General features: G+C 57.6%; 11 protein-coding genes. 7 read left to right on the top strand and 4 right to left on the bottom strand.

The annotated features are described in order from the left end of the window. Positions 1 to 24: 24 nt before the first annotated feature. The 3 genes from AVI_RS03240 to AVI_RS03235 all read right to left on the bottom strand — a co-directional run bounded on the left by AVI_RS03240 (position 25) and on the right by AVI_RS03235 (position 2775). Positions 25 to 885, bottom strand: a complete 861-nt coding sequence (locus tag AVI_RS03240) for a LysR family transcriptional regulator (RefSeq protein WP_041697522.1) — start codon at positions 883 to 885, stop codon at positions 25 to 27. 332 nt (positions 886 to 1217) lie between these two features. After that, on the bottom strand, positions 1218 to 1364 hold the full coding sequence (locus AVI_RS30970) for a hypothetical protein (protein ID WP_156531447.1): 147 nt from the start codon (positions 1362 to 1364) through the stop codon (positions 1218 to 1220). A 223-nt stretch (positions 1365 to 1587) separates the two neighbouring features. After that, a complete protein-coding gene (locus AVI_RS03235; protein ID WP_015914995.1) occupies positions 1588 to 2775 on the bottom strand; it encodes a BaiN/RdsA family NAD(P)/FAD-dependent oxidoreductase in 1188 nt (395 codons plus the stop codon). Positions 2776 to 2921: 146 nt separating this feature from the next. Between AVI_RS03235 and AVI_RS03230 the strand changes: the two genes are divergently transcribed. From AVI_RS03230 to AVI_RS03200, 7 genes are all read left to right on the top strand, one after another. After that, positions 2922 to 4340, top strand: coding sequence for a glutamine synthetase family protein (locus AVI_RS03230; protein ID WP_409065467.1), 1419 nt, complete (start codon positions 2922 to 2924; stop codon positions 4338 to 4340). Positions 4341 to 4410: 70 nt separating this feature from the next. Continuing rightward, positions 4411 to 5694, top strand: coding sequence for an NAD(P)/FAD-dependent oxidoreductase (locus AVI_RS03225; RefSeq protein WP_015914993.1), 1284 nt, complete (start codon positions 4411 to 4413; stop codon positions 5692 to 5694). Between the two features lie 145 nt (positions 5695 to 5839). Then, positions 5840 to 7309, top strand: a complete 1470-nt coding sequence (gene zwf, locus AVI_RS03220) for a glucose-6-phosphate dehydrogenase (protein WP_015914992.1) — start codon at positions 5840 to 5842, stop codon at positions 7307 to 7309. Between the two features lie 13 nt (positions 7310 to 7322). After that, a complete protein-coding gene (gene pgl, locus AVI_RS03215) occupies positions 7323 to 8021 on the top strand; it encodes a 6-phosphogluconolactonase (protein ID WP_041697519.1) in 699 nt (232 codons plus the stop codon). Between the two features lie 143 nt (positions 8022 to 8164). Further along, positions 8165 to 9982 carry a phosphogluconate dehydratase gene (gene edd, locus AVI_RS03210; protein ID WP_015914990.1) on the top strand — a complete coding sequence of 606 codons (1818 nt, stop codon included), beginning with the start codon at positions 8165 to 8167 and terminating at the stop codon, positions 9980 to 9982. 847 nt (positions 9983 to 10829) lie between these two features. Then, positions 10830 to 13052: a methyl-accepting chemotaxis protein gene (locus AVI_RS03205; protein ID WP_015914989.1), complete on the top strand. Its 2223-nt coding sequence runs from the start codon at positions 10830 to 10832 to the stop codon at positions 13050 to 13052. A 319-nt stretch (positions 13053 to 13371) separates the two neighbouring features. After that, positions 13372 to 14703 (top strand): 2-hydroxycarboxylate transporter family protein, encoded by a 1332-nt coding sequence (locus tag AVI_RS03200; protein WP_139191383.1) that lies wholly within the window; start codon positions 13372 to 13374, stop codon positions 14701 to 14703. Positions 14704 to 14760: 57 nt separating this feature from the next. On the opposite strand, the gene AVI_RS28950 is transcribed toward AVI_RS03200, so the two are convergent. Further along, positions 14761 to 16146 (bottom strand): tlde1 domain-containing protein, encoded by a 1386-nt coding sequence (locus tag AVI_RS28950; protein ID WP_015914987.1) that lies wholly within the window; start codon positions 16144 to 16146, stop codon positions 14761 to 14763. Between the last annotated feature and the right edge of the window lie 484 nt (positions 16147 to 16630).

Here is a 16630-nt window from a genome sequence, read left to right as displayed (position 1 = left end):
ATTCGAACGCATGTGGTTTGCCCTCTATCGCCGCCCGGCGAAAGCATCAGAGAAGTCTCTCATCAGGGTCACCAAACGCCCGGCGCAATCGCGGATCTCGCTTCTGTGCCGGTCGTCATTATTGGTGACCAGCCATTGCCGATGGCGCAATTCGGTAATCTCATCACCGACCCGCTGAAGCTGCGGATGGCTATCACCGACAAAACACGGCAGGACCGCAAGGCCCATGCCCGAGACTGCCATATCCTTGAGGGAGCGCGGGCGGTTGACGGTGATCAGGATCTGTTCGGCCTTATGCTGATGCGGCCACTTCAAATAGGCCGAGATTGCCGCATCCTGCGCGACCGCGATCCAGGGCTGCCCTTCCAGTTCGTCGGCAAGGCGGTGGCGATAGGCCGCGTAAGCAACCTCGCCGAGCGGGACCCTGGCAAGATTGCTCTCCTGTGGCTCGAAAGCCCGGATACCGATATCGGTTTCGCGATGCGCAAGGGCAGCGCGCTCTTCGGTAATATGCAGATCGAGCCGAAAGCGATCATTGCTCCGGCACAGCTTCGGCAGGTTCTGGGCGATCAGCCAGGAAATCCATGTTCCCGCTGTCACCCGCACCAGTGCTGGCTGCGACGTCTGCTGGCGCCAGAGATCAATGCCGCGCTCCGCCGCCTCAAAGGATTTCAGGTGATCGAGCAGGGCACGGCCATCTACCGTTAACGTATACCCCGTCTGGGCGCGATGAAACAGAATCCGGCCCAGCTTTTGCTCCAGCTCCACCATCCGCCGGCCAAGGGTGGCGGCACTGAGGCCGGTGGACTGGACAGCCCCGGTCAGCCCGCCGTTTCGCGCCACATCAATGAAGAGCTGGTAGGTATCCCAGGGCAGGTTTTTCATGAGTGAACGATATAGCGCAAACTCGGCGATATATCCATCATCCATGAAACGCTAGCCTTCTCCAGAACACTGGAGATGACGGTCATGGACTTTATCGGATTGCTTGCCTTTCAGGAGACCATACGACGGGCGGCGATCAACCGCCATGCATTGACGCCAGCCCAGCAAGAGGATGCGTTTTACACGTTTTACAGTGAGCCATCCTGGCCGCGCCTAAGAAGGATCTTTTCCAAGCTTTTCGGCATGGGAAAGCGTCGCAGGTGTGCGCCGGAAGATATGGATGCGCAGGCGGAAGCGACAATCGCCGCTTTGCCGCAGGCGCCAAGGTCTGATCAGCCGATAACGCCGATCAGCATCAGGCCATAGACCATGAAGCAGGCCATCAGGCCGAGACCCGCGCTGCGAAGGATAAGCTTGTTCTGATCGTCACGCGCCTTGGTAATAGCAATGGCGCGGGCCTTCCGGATGGGTCTGTTCATTGGCAGCACTTTCCAAAAGTTAAGCGGGGAATCACCCCGACCTTGATCGTAACCCTAACCCGTCCCGAAAAACAGCAAAACAACGAGGCGGAAGATCACGATGACTGAGGTATATTAACAACTATTGAAAGATGGTGGCGGGAATGCGGCATGAAGCAAGACTTGGCGCGGCAGGACACAATTGCGGTAAACAAATCGTATCGTCGGGTTTGGAAGGAAATGACTATGCCGCAAGGCCCGCCGCATGGCCAGACGCCCAGGCCCACTGGAAATTATAGCCACCCAGCCATCCCGTGACATCCACGGCTTCGCCGATAAAATAGAGACCCGGCACCGTCTTGACCTGCATGGTCTTGGAGTCCAGCGCCTGGGTGTCGACCCCACCAAGGGTTACTTCGGCGGTACGATAGCCTTCCGATCCCGCCGGTTTGATCTGCCAGTTGCGCAAGGCATCAGTAATGCCCGCCAGGACCTTGTCGGACAGGTCGGCCAGCGGCTTTTCCAGGCCATGGCGTTCCGTCCAGTATTGCGCTAGCCGCTTCGGCAAATATTGGCCCAAAACCGTCTGCACCGCCTGACGGCCATTGTCGCGCCGGGCGGTTTTCAACAGATCCAGAAAGTCCAGCTCCGGTTGCAGAGAGAGGGTGATTGCGTCGCCCTCGCGCCAATAGGAGGAGATTTGCAGGATGGCCGGGCCGCTTAGGCCGCGATGGGTAAACAGCAGCGCCTCCCGAAACTCGGTCTTGCCATGACGCACCAGCGCATCAACGGCCATGCCGGATAGCGGCGCCAGTTCCTCCAGCAGTCCAGGCTCCAGCGTCAGCGGCACCAAGGCCGGGCGGGTCTCGAGCAGGGCGAGGCCGAATTGTTCGGCAAGGCGATAGGCAAAGCCGGTCGCACCCATTTTCGGGATGGATTTGCCGCCGGTGGCGACGATCAGCGACTGGCAGGCGATCGCACCTTCAGAGGTCTCGACGCGGAAACCGTCCAGTGTCTTCTCGACAGCCCGGATGTCGGTCTGCATATGCAGCTTTGCACCGGCGGCGCGCATCTCTTCCAGCAGCATGCGGATAATATCCTTGGCGCTGTCATCGCAGAACAATTGCCCAAGTGTCTTTTCATGCCAGCCGATCCGGTGGCGCTCGACCATGGCGATGAAATCGGCAGGGGTGAACCGGGCAAGCGCCGATTTGGCAAAATGCGGATTGGAACTGAGATAGTTCTTTGGTCCGGCATTGACATTGGTGAAATTGCAGCGCCCGCCGCCGGAAATGCGGATCTTTTCGCCCGGCGCCTTGGCGTGATCAAGCACGGCCACAGACCGGCCCCGCTGGCCAGCCCGGATCGCCGCCATCATGCCGGCGGCCCCGGCCCCGATCACCACCACATCCACCCGCTTGTCCAATGTCATGTCCTCGTCATCATCGCCATGCCTGTTGTGTTTTAGATCGGCAAAGCGATGTCAATTGCATATTCACCCTCGCCAATTCCAGCGAGGCGGATATGATGGCATCATTATCAACACAGATCCGGTGAGACATGCCTGCAAAAAAGACAATGCTCAGACCCAAGGGCGCGGCGTCCAAAAAAGCAGGCATACCCCCAGATATCAGCCCGACGCGCGGGGTCAAGACCTGGAAAGAAGCGGCCTCCTGGCTGCGCTCCCGCGGTATCGAGGATATCGAATGCATCACGCCGGATCTGGCCGGTGTGCCGCGCGGCAAGATGATGCCAAGCTCGAAATTCACCAGCAACACATCGCTTGCCCTGCCGTCAGCGCTTTATCGCCACACGATCTCAGGCGAATATCCCGATGAAACCGGCAATTTCCGCTATGATAGCCGCGATAGCGACATTAAACTCTTGCCGGATCTCTCGACGCTGTCGGTCGTGCCCTGGGAGACCGATCCGACCGCGCAGGTGATCTGTGACATCGTCGGCACCGAAGGCGAGGATGTCAGCTACACGCCGCGCAACGTGCTTAAAAACGTCCTCAGCCTCTACGAGAAAAAGGGCTGGAAGGCGGTCGTCGCCCCGGAAATCGAATTCTACCTGGTCGCCAAGAACGAGGACCCGGATTACCCGCTGCATCCGCCGAAAGGCCGGTCGGGCCGTTCGATCATCGGCGGCCAGGGCTATTCCATCGCCGGGATCAACGAATTCGACGAGTTGATCGACGATATCTATCACTTCTCGGCCAAGCAGGGCCTGGAAATCGACACGCTGATTCATGAGGAAGGCCCGGCCCAGCTGGAAATCAACCTGCGGCATGGCGATCCGATTGAGCTTGCCGACCAGGTCTTCCTGTTCAAACGCACCATTCGTGAAGCGGCATTGAAACACGGGATCTTTGCGACCTTCATGGCAAAACCGATGCAGGGCCAGCCGGGTTCTGCCATGCATATCCACCAATCGGTGGTGGATATTGAAACTGGGCGCAATATCTTTTCAAAGGCTGATGGCTCGCCGTCGTCAGAATTTTTCCACTTCATCGGAGGCATGCAGAAATACGTGCCGACTGCGCTTGTGATGATGGCGCCCTATGTCAATTCCTATCGCCGCCTGACGCCCGACATGGCCTGCCCGGTCAATAATGCCTGGGGCTATGACAACCGCACCACGGCCTTCAGGGTGCCGATTTCCGATGCAGCGGCGCGGCGGGTGGAAAACCGGCTGCCAAGCTCAGATGCCAATCCCTATCTGGCGCTGGCCGCCTCGCTTGGCTGCGGCTATCTCGGCATCTGCAAGGCCATCGAGCCGACAGCCCCGACGGCAGATACCGCCAATGAAGGCTCCATTGAGCTTCCACGCGGCTTGCTGGAGGCGGTCGCCCTGTTGGAAAGCGAACCGGATTTCGAAACCGTGTTTGGCCGCGCCTTCATCGATATCTATGCAGGCGTCAAGCGCGGCGAATTCGAGACCTTCATGCAGGTTATCAGCCCCTGGGAGCGTGAATTCCTGCTGCTGAACGTCTGATCCATACAGCTGTCATGGTGCCCGCTTGTCCCAGGCGGGCCGCCTTGCAGCATTCAAAAAGGAGCTTCGCATGTGGCAAAGCCCGATTGCACCCGGCCTTTCCTGGTACCAGGCCACCGTGGGCGAACGCCCTGAATACGAACCGCTGGATGGTTCGACCACCACCGATGTCGCCATTGTCGGCGGCGGCTATACCGGCTTGCAGGCAGCCTACACGCTGGCGCGCGCCGGTGTCAGTGTAGTGCTGATTGAGGGCGGGCGGTTTGGTGATGGCGGCTCAGGGCGCAATGGCGGCCAGTTCGGCACCGGCCAGCGCGCCTGGCCGGAGGAGCTTGAAGCCGAATTTGGTTTTGAGCGCGCCAAGGCGCTGTTCGATATGGCCGAACACGCCAAACGCTATATTCTGGATTTTGCCCGTGAACACCAGATCGACATGGAGTTCATGCCCGGCCAGCTGAATGTCGAGCACAAGCGCGGCAAGGACAAGGAGTATCGCAAGAGCGTCGAGATTGCCGCGACCCGGTTCGATTATCCGCATATGCAGTTCATGGACCGCGAGGAAACGGCGGCGCGGCTTGGCTCTTCCGCCTATTACTGCGGCATCCGCGATATCGGCACCGGCCATATCCACCCGCTGAAACTGCTGGTGGGATTGGCGAAAGTGGCGAAGAATGCCGGTGCCCGCCTGCATGAAATGACCAAGGCCACATCGATTGCCCAAAGCGGCGGCAGAACCATGATCGAAACGCCGAAAGGCACGATTACCGCCCGCCATGTGCTGATCGCCACCAATGCCTATATCGGCAATCTGGAGCCGGTGACGGCGGCCCATGTCATGCCGATCCGCTCCTTCATTGGTGCCACCGTGCCGCTCAAGGATTTTCCGGACATCCTGCCCGGCTCGGAAGCGGTCGCCGACAGCCGGTTCGTGGTGCGCTATTTCCGCAAGACCCGCGACGGGCAATTGCTGTTTGGCGGCCGCGAAGCCTATACCGCCGATAGCCCGCGCGACATTTCCGACCATATCCGCCGCCAGATCAGCGAGATCTATCCGGCCTTGAAAGGCATCGAGATGACCCATGCCTGGGGCGGTTCGGTCGGCATCACCATGAACCGCCAGCCCTTTGCCCGCGAGGTGATGCCTGGGGTGATTTCCGTCGCGGGTTATTCCGGTCATGGCGTGATGTTGTCAAACTATTGCGGTACGCTGTTTGCCAAATCGGTTCTGGGAGAAACCAGCGAGTTGGACCTGTTGAAGGAGTTAAAGGTTCCGGCTTTTCCAGGCGGGTCCCGGCTGCGCTCGCCGCTTCTGTTCCTGGCGCTCAGCTGGTATGCCCTGCGCGACCGTTTTTGAAGGAACGCTATTCACGCTTTCGTTTTAGAAGGGTCGGGCGTTTTAGAAACGCTAGGACTGGCTTTTTTAAATCGATTGAATTATAACCCGATCCAACAGCCTTGCCCATTGGCTTTGCCAATGGCCATGAATGAGAGATGCCCGTATGAGCAGCCAGATTATTCCTGTCGAACCCTTTGACTATGTCGTCTTTGGCGGCACCGGGGATCTTGCCGAGCGCAAGCTTCTGCCGGCCCTTTATCACCGCCAGTTGGCCGGCCAGCTCACAGAGCCGACCCGGATCATCGGGGCGTCCCGCTCGCCGATGACGGATGCGGAATACCGTGAATTCGCCCATAAGGCCCTGAAAGAATTCCTGAAAGAAGACGAATTGGAAGAAAGCCAGGTCAAGCGCTTTCTCGACCGGCTGCATTATGTGTCTGTCGATGCCAAGGACGACAAGGGCTGGGACACGCTGAAAAAGCTGCTGGACACCGGCAAGGACATCGTGCGCGCCTTCTATCTCGCTGTGTCTCCGTCGATTTTCGGCGATATCGCCGACAAGATCCGCGATCACAAGCTGATCACCAAATCCACCCGCATCGTGGTGGAAAAGCCGATTGGCCGCGATCTGGCCTCGGCGCAGGCGCTGAACGACACCATTGGCAAGGTGTTCAAGGAAGAGCAGATCTTCCGCATCGACCATTATCTCGGCAAGGAAACCGTGCAGAACCTAATGGCGCTGCGCTTTGCCAATGCGCTCTATGAGCCGCTGTGGAATTCCGCCCATATCGACCATGTGCAGATCACCGTGGCCGAATCCGTCGGGCTGGAAGGCCGTGTCACCTATTACGACAAGGCGGGCGCGCTGCGTGACATGGTGCAGAACCATATCCTGCAATTGCTTTGCCTCGTTGCCATGGAAGCCCCATCCTCGATGAACTCAGAGGCGCTGCGTGATGAAAAGCTGAAAGTGCTGCGGGCACTGAAGCCAATCGACGCCTCCAATGTTGAAAAAATGACCGTTCGCGGCCAGTACAAGGCCGGTGCTTCGGCGGGTGGCGCGGTGAAGGGCTACACGGAAGAGTTGGGCGATAGTTCCGACACGGAAACCTTCGTCGCCATCAAGGCCGAGATCAATAATTGGCGCTGGGCGGGCGTGCCGTTCTATCTGCGCACCGGCAAGCGTCTGGCAGGCCGCGTTTCGGAAATCGTCATCCAGTTCAAGCCGATCCCCCATTCGATCTTCGGCGATGTCGGTCGCATCGAGGCCAACCAGCTGGTTATCCGCCTGCAACCGGACGAAGGCGTCAAGCAATGGTTGATGATCAAGGATCCAGGTCCGGGCGGCATGCGTCTGCGCCATGTACCGCTGGATATGAGCTTTGCCGAATCCTTCGGCGTGCGCAATCCCGATGCCTATGAGCGCCTGTTGATGGACGTGATCCGTTCCAACCAGACGCTGTTCATGCGCCGCGACGAAGTGGAAGCGGCCTGGAACTGGGTCGATCCGATCCTGAAGAGCTGGGAAGAAATTGGTCAGCGGGCGCAGGGCTATACATCGGGCACCTGGGGACCAAGCCAGGCCATCGCGCTGATCGAGCGTGACGGTCGCACTTGGCACGAGAATGACTGAGGGCATCGGCATCATGGCGCATACATTGCATAGCTTTGACACTGGCGCGGCGCTGGCAACAGCGCTAGCCGACCGGGTGGCCGCAGCGCTGATGGAGGCAATTACCGCCTCCGGTGCAGCTTCGCTGGCTGTCTCCGGCGGCTCCACGCCAAAGGCCTTCTTCGAGGCACTGTCGCAAAAGGAATTGGATTGGGACAAGGTCTCGGTGACGCTGGTCGATGAGCGCTTCGTGCCTGAGGATAATCCGCGTTCCAACCATTTGCTGGTTGCCACGCATCTGTTGAAGAACCAGGCCGCCGAGGCCGAATTCGTGCCGCTCTATGCGCCGGAAGAGACCATCGAGGCTGCGGCTGCGGTGGCCAGCGATGCGGTGTCCGACCTTGGCACGCCGCTCGACGTGGTTATCCTCGGCATGGGAACCGATGGCCATACCGCCTCGTTCTTCCCCGGTGGCGACAATCTGGAAGACGCGCTTGACCTGACCCTCCCGCCCCGGGTGATCACCATGCAAGCGCCGGGTGCTGGCGAGCCGCGCCTGACCTTGTCTTTCTCCAGCCTCGCCGATGCCGGTCTGCTGATTGTCCATATCGAGGGCGCGGAAAAGCAGGCGGTGCTGGACAAGGCGCTGGCGGGGACGGACGAGACGGAAATGCCTGTTCGCGCCGTACTGGCCCGGGCTGAAACACCTGTCGATATTTACTGGGCGCCCTGATCTCGATCAGAACGCCCTGATAGCCAGGCTGGTATCAAAAGCGATGCGGCCTTGACGAACGAGGCCCAATAGCGCGGGCGACCGCAGCGCTCTAGCGAGCGCCAAGGTCGCCGCCCCTGCCCTTTTCAGGAAGGATGCTTTCCATGAGTGCCGATCACCGTATCGAAACCATCACCAAGCGCATTGTCGAGCGCTCCAAGCCAACCCGCGAGGCCTATCTGGATCGCGTTCGCCGGGCCGCTGGCAAGGGCGTGAACCGTGGCTCTTTGGCCTGCGGCAATCTTGCCCATGGCTTTGCGGTCTGTTCCCCCGGGGACAAGGCCGCACTTGCTGGCGACACCGTCCCCAATCTCGGCATCATCACCGCCTACAACGATATGCTTTCGGCGCATCAGCCGTTTGAAACCTATCCGGCGCTGATCCGCCAGGCAGCCAGCGAAGTGGGCGGCGTCGCACAGGTGGCAGGCGGCGTGCCCGCCATGTGCGATGGCGTCACGCAGGGCCAGCCCGGTATGGAGCTTTCGCTGTTTTCCCGCGATGTGATCGCCATGGCGGCCGGCATCGGTCTCAGCCACAACATGTTCGATGCGGCGGTGTTTCTCGGCGTCTGCGACAAGATCGTCCCCGGCCTGATGATTGCTGCGTTGACATTCGGTCATCTCCCTTCCGTGTTTATTCCGGCTGGGCCGATGACCACGGGCTTGCCGAATGACGAAAAGACCCGCATTCGCCAGCTCTATGCCGAGGGCAAGGTAGGCCGGGCCGAACTGCTGGAAGCCGAGTCCAAATCCTATCACGGCCCCGGCACCTGCACGTTCTACGGCACGGCCAATTCCAATCAGATGCTGATGGAAATCATGGGCTTTCACATGCCCGGCGCCTCCTTCATCAATCCCGGCACGCCGCTGCGCGATGCGCTGACCCGCGAAGCCACCAAGCGGGCGCTGGCGATTACCGCGCTTGGCAATGACTATACGCCGTCAGGCGAGATGATCGACGAGCGCTCCATCGTCAATGGCGTGGTCGGCCTGCATGCCACGGGCGGCTCCACCAATCACACCATGCACCTGATCGCCATGGCACGGGCGGCAGGCATTCTGCTCAGCTGGCAGGATATTTCCGACCTCTCCGACATCATTCCGCTTCTCGCCCGCGTCTATCCGAACGGCTCTGCGGATGTGAACCATTTTCACGCCGCCGGTGGCATGGGCTTTCTGATCAAGCAATTGCTGCGCGCCGGTTTTGTGCATGACGATGTGCGCACCGTCTATGGCCAGGGGCTTGCCGCCTATACGATCGAGCCACATCTGAACGCCGACGGCACCGTAGACCGCCAGCCCTCGCCCGAAGACAGCGCCGATCCGAAAGTGTTGTCGCGGATCGAAGCGCCGTTCCAGGCGAATGGCGGCTTGAAAATGCTGACTGGCAATATGGGCAAGGCCGTGATCAAGATCTCCGCCGTCAAGCCGGAACGCCACATTGTCGAGGCGCCTGCCATGGTGTTCCACAGCCAGCAGGACATGCAGGATGCCTTCAAGGCCGGCAAGATGAACCGCGACTTCATTGCCGTGGTGCGCTTTCAAGGCCCAAAAGCCAATGGCATGCCGGAACTGCACAAATTGACCCCGTCACTTGGCGTGCTTCAGGACCGTGGCCTCAAGGTGGCGCTGGTGACGGATGGACGCATGTCCGGTGCCTCTGGCAAGGTGCCTGCTGCCATCCACGTCACACCGGAAGCCGTCGACGGCGGACCAATTGCCAAGATCCGCGATGGCGACATGATCCGTCTCGATGCCGTGGCTGGAACGCTGGAAGTGCTTGTCAATGCCGCGGAATTTGCAAGCCGCAGCCCTGAAGTCATCGACTTGGCGGATAATGACTTCGGCATGGGACGTGAACTGTTTGCCCCGCTGCGCCGCATTGCAGGCCCGGCAGACCAGGGTGCCAGCGTGCTGTTCTAGAATTTATCTTAGGAAAAGTAGAAACCTGTTTTTCCGAAAACAAGAGACGTTAGAGTCTGCCTGGTTCAACCTGAATCTGACAGACTCGACAGCACCGTGCACTTTATGTGCAGCAGCCATCATCGCGAATAGCATTCAGAAGCAATGACCCTGTGGGCGAACATCATGGGAGCATGACCGGCGAACTCATAGCATCATGTTCTATAAGCCGAACGACTTCACAACCCTAGGTGATTTTCATAGGCAGTCAATTCAACCAATAATGATATATGCCATGCTGCTCTTGGCAAAGAGCCATGGCAATTACGATGCAGTCGCGTCGATTAGAATGCGAGAGCGTTACTGCCACCTATATTATACGAAAGCTCGAAGATGTGCTGCATCCTCTCGTTGAAAACACTGGCTATCTCAGATTCAAATAGACTAGATTTTTTTTGCAAATGAAATACAAAGCCCGGCTTTTAATAGTTTTTGCATTACCAAAATCATTTTAATTTCATATTCAATTTTCAATCGAAAATTGAATATAAAAATTACAATTTTTCGTTAATCTTCGAATTTTGCTTTCCTTTTTTTATTATTCATAAATTTTTAGTTTTTTTATTAGATTATTAGAAATAAATACAAATATTCGCCATTTGCACGGCCAGAATTGATTTCATTCCGTATTCCAGGCCGGAACGGCAATGACAGTATTTCTATTTATCGGCCGGTTTTACTTGCCGATAAATCTCGATGCCTGATTGCTTCACAATTATTTAATTCATTTTTCTCTACATTAGATTTTATTAATTTACAACCCAAAATGATGGGAAATGATCTTGAAACGAAACGAGGACACTGAGCCATGCTCGACAATATGAAACTTAACCACAAGATTTATGGTGGTTTTGGCATCATCATTGCCATACTCATTACAATTGCAGGGATGTCGGTGTACTCGAACACCGGCAATCAATCCGATTTCTCGGATTATCGCAGCATTGCCCGGCTGACCAACGAAGCGGGCCGCGTGCAGGCGAATATGCTGGAGGCCCGGCTGGCCTACCTGAAGTATCAAGACAATCATTCTGCCGATAATCTTGCCAGTTTTGAAAAGCGAATAGCAACGACCAAGGAGAGTGCTGCCAATCTTTCGTCCATGGCCCGCACCGATGCCGAAAAATCCGCGTCCGCAGGATTCACGACAGCCGTTGCAGACTATGAAAATGGCTTCAAGGCCGTCGTTGCGGCACAGACGGAACGCGACAAACTCGTCAGTGAAAGCCTCGACCGGCTTGGACCCGCAATTCAAAAATCCACCTCACAATTGCTCGCTGATTTCGACAGCAGTGGCAATAATGTCGCAGCGTACAAAGCCACCCTGTTCCAAATCTCGACCTTCGTGATGCGCTTGTCGGCCACCAAATATCTGCTGAACAACGAGAGTAAGGATTTCGAAGCCGCGATGGCAGCGGCACAGGATGCGCTGGCCCGCAGCACAGAGGTTAGCGCCGCCATCGTCATTCCCGAGCGCGCTCAACGGTTCAACGCCACTCTGGATGATCTCAACGCCTATATTAGAGATCTCACCAAGACGCAGGCGATCATCGCCAAGCGCGATTCCATCGTCAACAATGTCATGAATGCCGTTGGCCCCAAACTGGGCAAGGAAGCCGAGGATTTGAAGCTGGTTCTGAAAAAAGAGCAGGACACGCTCGGCCCTCGCATCGATGAGACAATGCGCGATGCGATCACCACCGCCATTATTGTCGCCGCACTCGCCCTTGTCGTCGCCACCGTGCTGGCTTTCATAATCGCCCGCAGCATCAGCCGCCCGATCTTTGCGATCACCTCGGCCATGGGCAAGCTGGCCGACAACCAGCTGGAAACGGATATTCCAGGCCTCGCATACGATAACGAGGTCGGGCTGATGGCCAAGGCCGTCAATGTCTTCAAGCAGAATGCCCTCAAAATTCGCCAGTTGGCGGCCCAGGAAGCGGCTTTGCAGCAGAAGAATGCCGATCTGCAATCCGATATTGCCACAGTCGTTTCGGCAGCAGTGGCCGGTGACTTCACAAGCCGCATCACCAAGCACTACGACAACCCGGATCTGGACGCCTTTGCCCATAACGTCAACACGCTGGTCGACTCCGTGGACAAGGGCATAGCGGAAACCAGGCGCGTTGTGTCCGCCCTTTCCAATGGCGACCTGACGGAAGCCATGAGCGGCAAGTATCAAGGTGTGTTTGCCGAGCTGCAAACCAATGTCAATGACACCATGACCAAGCTGCGGCTGCTGATGGAGCAGGTGCGCCAATCCGCCGATGTCATCAATGGCGGTGCCGATGAAATCCGCCAGGCCTCCAACGATCTGTCTCGCCGGACAGAGACCCAGGCGGCCTCGCTCGAAGAAACCTCGTCAGCCCTGGAAGAAATCACCGTGGCGGTCAAAACCTCGACCGAAAGGGCGCAGGAATCCAGCAAAATGGTCTCCGAAGCCCGTCAATTTGCCGAGCAATCCGCCAATGTCGTCCAGGACGCGACAGCCGCCATGAGCCGCATCGAGCAAGCCTCCAACGAAATCACCCAGATCATCAATGTGATTGACGAGATTGCTTTCCAGACCAACCTTCTGGCCCTCAATGCCGGGGTAGAAGCTGCCCGTGCTGGCGAGGCCGGCAAGGGATTTGCGGTCGTGGCCCAGGAAGTGCGCGAACTGGCCCAACGCTCGGCAACCGCTGCCAAGGATATCAAGGCCCTGATCACCAAGTCCTCAAATGAAGTGGAGACGGGCGTGAGACTTGTGACCGGCACCGGCGAGGCGCTGAAGGAAATTCAGCAAAAGGTGATTGGCATTTCCAGCCAGGTCACATCCATTGCCACGGCGGCAAACGAGCAATCGACCGGTCTCAGCGAGGTCAACACCGCCGTCAACCAGATGGACCAGATGACCCAGCAAAATGCCGCCATGGTCGAGGAGGCTGCTGCCAGCACATCGAAACTGGCCGAGGAAACCGTCAACCTGCTCAATCTGATCTCGCAGTTCAAGGTCCACAAGGCCGACCACGGCATGCGTCGCGCCGCCTGATCGGGAGATATGTTTCAAAGGATATGCCGGGGGGGACAAGCGCTCCCCGGTTATTCCGATGAAATAACCGCCCTTCACACCTCCGGTTTTTTTTAATTTACCTTTGTGCCAGCTCCTATAAAACGAACCCCAGACGTTACAGGGTCGTGCATTTTATCAACCACACGATGCTGTAACACATTAAATTTTCTGCATAATTTTCTCCTTAAATCGATTTCGACTGAAGGAATTATGCAGTAGACAGGAGTTCATAGTGTCATCAATTTCAGATAGCGATCATCATTCAGGGTCTTCACAGACCGGTCAAAAAAACGAAAGATTGCAAGATAACACGCCTCTTCAACCAGGCTCGGCCAATGGCTGGCGTGAACAATGGTGGCGGATCGTCGACATGAAGATCGGCGTCGTTCCCGTTCCAATCTATATTCTTCTATTCGTGCTGATTGCCGCTTTCGCCGCCACCGGCAAAGTCCCCTCAGACCTGACCATGTCGATTGCCATTCTGTCCTTTGGTGGCTTCTTCTTCATGCAACTGGGTCGCTGGTTGCCATGGCTTGGCATGATGGGGGGAGCGGCGATCCTGTGTTTCGTCGTACCGTCCGCCATGGTGTTTTATGGCCTCATCCCGCCGCCGGTCGCTGAAGCGATCGACAGTTTCGTCAAGAGCTCCAATTTCCTCTACATGTATATTGCCGCCATCATTGTCGGCAGCATCCTCAGCATGGATCGTAGCGTGCTGATTGCCGGGTTTTTCAAGATTTTCGTGCCTTTGGCAATCAGCTCGATAACCGCCATGCTGGTTGGCACCCTGGTTGGTGTCGTCATGGGAATGACCTTCGAGCATAGCCTGTTTTTCGTCGTGCTGCCCATCATGGCCGGAGGCCTGGGCGAAGGCGCAATCCCGCTGTCCATGGGCTATTCCGGCGTTCTGTCTCAGCCGCAGAACGAGATTTTCGCGCAGATTATTCCCGTCGTCATGCTGGGCAGCTTCACAGCGGTGGTGATTTGTGGCCTGCTGAATGTGCTCGGCAAACGCTATCCTCACCTCACTGGTGAAGGCCGGTTACAGGCAGGCCTGCTGAATATCGACATCAACGGCAAAAAGCCGGGTGAACAGCCGGTGGACCGCGCGATGATTGCCACGGCAGGCGTCACCATCGTCACCTTCTATCTGGTCGGTGTTCTCGCCCAGCGGCTTCTGGATTTTCCAGCCCCAATCACCATGCTGTTTCTGGTCGTGATTGCCAAACTGGGTCAATTGGTCTCGCCAAGCCTGGAAGACGGCGGACGGGAAGTTTACGCGTTTTTCTCGCGCATCGTGACTTGGCCCCTGCTGTTTGCCATGGGCATTTCCTATACGCCTTGGCAATCCTTTATCAGCGCCTTTACCCTGCAAACGGTGGTCACGGTGGTCAGCACCGTGCTGACATTGATTGGCACCGGATTTCTGTCCGCCCGTCTGGTCAAGATGTTTCCCATCGATGTCGCCGTGGTGGTTGGCTGCCACAGCGGCCAGGGCGGCACCGGCGATATCGCCATTCTGACCGCCGCCAACCGGATGAGCCTGATGCCCTTTTCGCAGATTGCCACGCGCATCGGCGGCGCCATCACAGTCACCTGCGCCATCCTGGCTTTCCAGCATCTGGTTTAAACACGAAAACGCCGCGCTGTTGCCAGCGCGGCGTGATCATATCGAGATATCTTCGTGTTACAGCTTTGCCATGTATTTCGGCAGTTCAGCCACTGTTGGCACAACGATCAGCGTCTTGATATCGCCGCGCTTGTAGGCGGCCAGGAAGCGCGGATATTCCTGGAACACCACACAGCCACTGGAATCGCCGCGCACCCGTAGCAGGAATGTGTGGGTGAGGAAGCCATCGCGGCCATACATATTGTTGCCGCCAACCGGCGTCATGCGTAAGGCCTCGACACCATGGAACAAGCTTTCGCGCAGGGTCAGCCGATAAATATTCGGCGGAGTCGCACCACGGTTCTTGATGTGAACGGAGCGCGGATTGTCGCGATTTTCGCCGCGGCCGGAATGCGCCACCAGCTTTTCACCATTCGGCATATAGACCGTAGCGCTGGAAATGTCATAGACGGCAACACCGCTGCCGCGACCGGGCAATGAGGCGCGCTTGCGGAAGATCGACGGGCTTTCATCGTCGTCCATCACCTCCTGTGAGCGGGCATAGGCCATCACTGTCTTCGGCGCGGTTTTTTCCGGCGCTGATTTCAGCGGAATGGTCTTCGGTTGCGGCCGGGCAGAGGTGTCTGTGTCGGCTTCTGTTTCAGGCTTGGGCGCAACCAGGACTTCGCGGAAAGGATCGCTCTTGGGCCGGTTGATCGGCGCTGGCACCACATCCGGCAGCATGGCCACCTGCATTGACTTGGCGGCGGCTGGCGGTTCAACCGAAGCAATCGTCACGGGGCCAGCTTGTGGCGGAGCGACGGGATCGCGACCGCGGTCGGCGACCAGGGCGGTAGCGACCGGCTGCAATTGTGCAGACAACGGCTGGTTTATCTGTCCAAGGGGCGGCGCCGTCTTCAGGATCGCCTCGGCAACCTGCTGTGGCGGCATTGCGGTTGCTTGAATTGGTTGCGGCTTTGCCGCCACGGCTTCGGCGACCTGGCTGCCGGTATCGTTGCTCCAGCGCTGTGCCAACGCCCGCTCGGCAATGGAGACGGCCAGCGCCTGTTCGAGGATAGCGCGTCCTGCGAGGTCAAGCGGCCTGGAAACCGGAGTGGAAAGGGCCGCGATCTCGTGGCGGACCTGCGCCATCTTTTCCTTCACCACCTGGGCAGATCGGACTTCGTCCCGCCTTACAGCCGCGACAGGCGGCTTTGGCAAGACCAGGCTGTTGCGGAATTCCGCGGCCATATCCCTCGAAAAGGGAGAGGAGACAGAGGCTTGTGAAAACCCGACACCGTGCAGAGTGCTGAATGTGACGGCGACCCAAAGACCGGCGGCAAGGCTACCGCCGACGAGCGCCGCGCCGGACATCAGCCTGGGAACCAGGACGGATTTTGCGCGCCCGGGCCTACCAGTAACGGTTCTGCCAGTGCTGGGAAAGAAATCGACCGCGAACGCCATACTCACAACTCGTACCCAAACAGCCGGTCAGCGGCTGGCGGCTCAACGCCGCAACTTTTTACCAAGGCTGGAGGATATCCAAGCATCCCCGCCTTCAAGAGAGTGCAACTGTCCCAAATGCATGCCGCGCCTGAGACAATTGCCCTGAAGATCCGGTCCAGAAGACCCAGTCCATCGGCAACAAGCGCCGACTGTCTTTAAAGGATGAAGAAACTTGGTAACCAAAGGGTTTACAAAACCCGGTTTTTATCATCGCAATGTCTCATATTCACGCGAATAGAGGAAACGCCACGGATTTACGGCATTTTTAGCACTGCGCGCAGGCGCAAGCCTTTCAGACGGAACTGCGCGAAACTACCGGATAAGGCGTAGGACCAAAACGTCAGGACGCCCAGCGCATCGACATGGACCTGCGCCTGATCTTCAATATTATCAAATATTTGCAAGATAAGAAAAGGAAGGGATACACCATCCCGCGGCCCAA

Source organism: Allorhizobium ampelinum S4 (assembly GCF_000016285.1).
In the GTDB taxonomy this organism is placed as follows: Bacteria; Pseudomonadota; Alphaproteobacteria; order Rhizobiales; family Rhizobiaceae; genus Allorhizobium; species Allorhizobium ampelinum.
This window is presented reverse-complemented; position numbering and strand designations above follow the sequence as displayed.

Bases quoted from the DNA above. Each gene is read 5' to 3' on its own strand.
- AVI_RS03240 (WP_041697522.1), bottom strand. From the start codon at position 885: ATGAAAAACCTGCCCTGGGATACCTACCAGCTCTTCATTGATGTGGCG.
- AVI_RS03205 (WP_015914989.1), top strand. From the start codon at position 10,830: ATGCTCGACAATATGAAACTTAACCACAAGATTTATGGTGGTTTTGGC.
- AVI_RS03225 (WP_015914993.1), top strand. From the start codon at position 4,411: ATGTGGCAAAGCCCGATTGCACCCGGCCTTTCCTGGTACCAGGCCACC.
- AVI_RS28950 (WP_015914987.1), bottom strand. From the start codon at position 16,146: ATGGCGTTCGCGGTCGATTTCTTTCCCAGCACTGGCAGAACCGTTACT.
- AVI_RS30970 (WP_156531447.1), bottom strand. From the start codon at position 1,364: ATGAACAGACCCATCCGGAAGGCCCGCGCCATTGCTATTACCAAGGCG.
- pgl (WP_041697519.1), top strand. From the start codon at position 7,323: ATGGCGCATACATTGCATAGCTTTGACACTGGCGCGGCGCTGGCAACA.
- AVI_RS03235 (WP_015914995.1), bottom strand. From the start codon at position 2,775: ATGACATTGGACAAGCGGGTGGATGTGGTGGTGATCGGGGCCGGGGCC.
- edd (WP_015914990.1), top strand. From the start codon at position 8,165: ATGAGTGCCGATCACCGTATCGAAACCATCACCAAGCGCATTGTCGAG.
- zwf (WP_015914992.1), top strand. From the start codon at position 5,840: ATGAGCAGCCAGATTATTCCTGTCGAACCCTTTGACTATGTCGTCTTT.
- AVI_RS03230 (WP_409065467.1), top strand. From the start codon at position 2,922: ATGCTCAGACCCAAGGGCGCGGCGTCCAAAAAAGCAGGCATACCCCCA.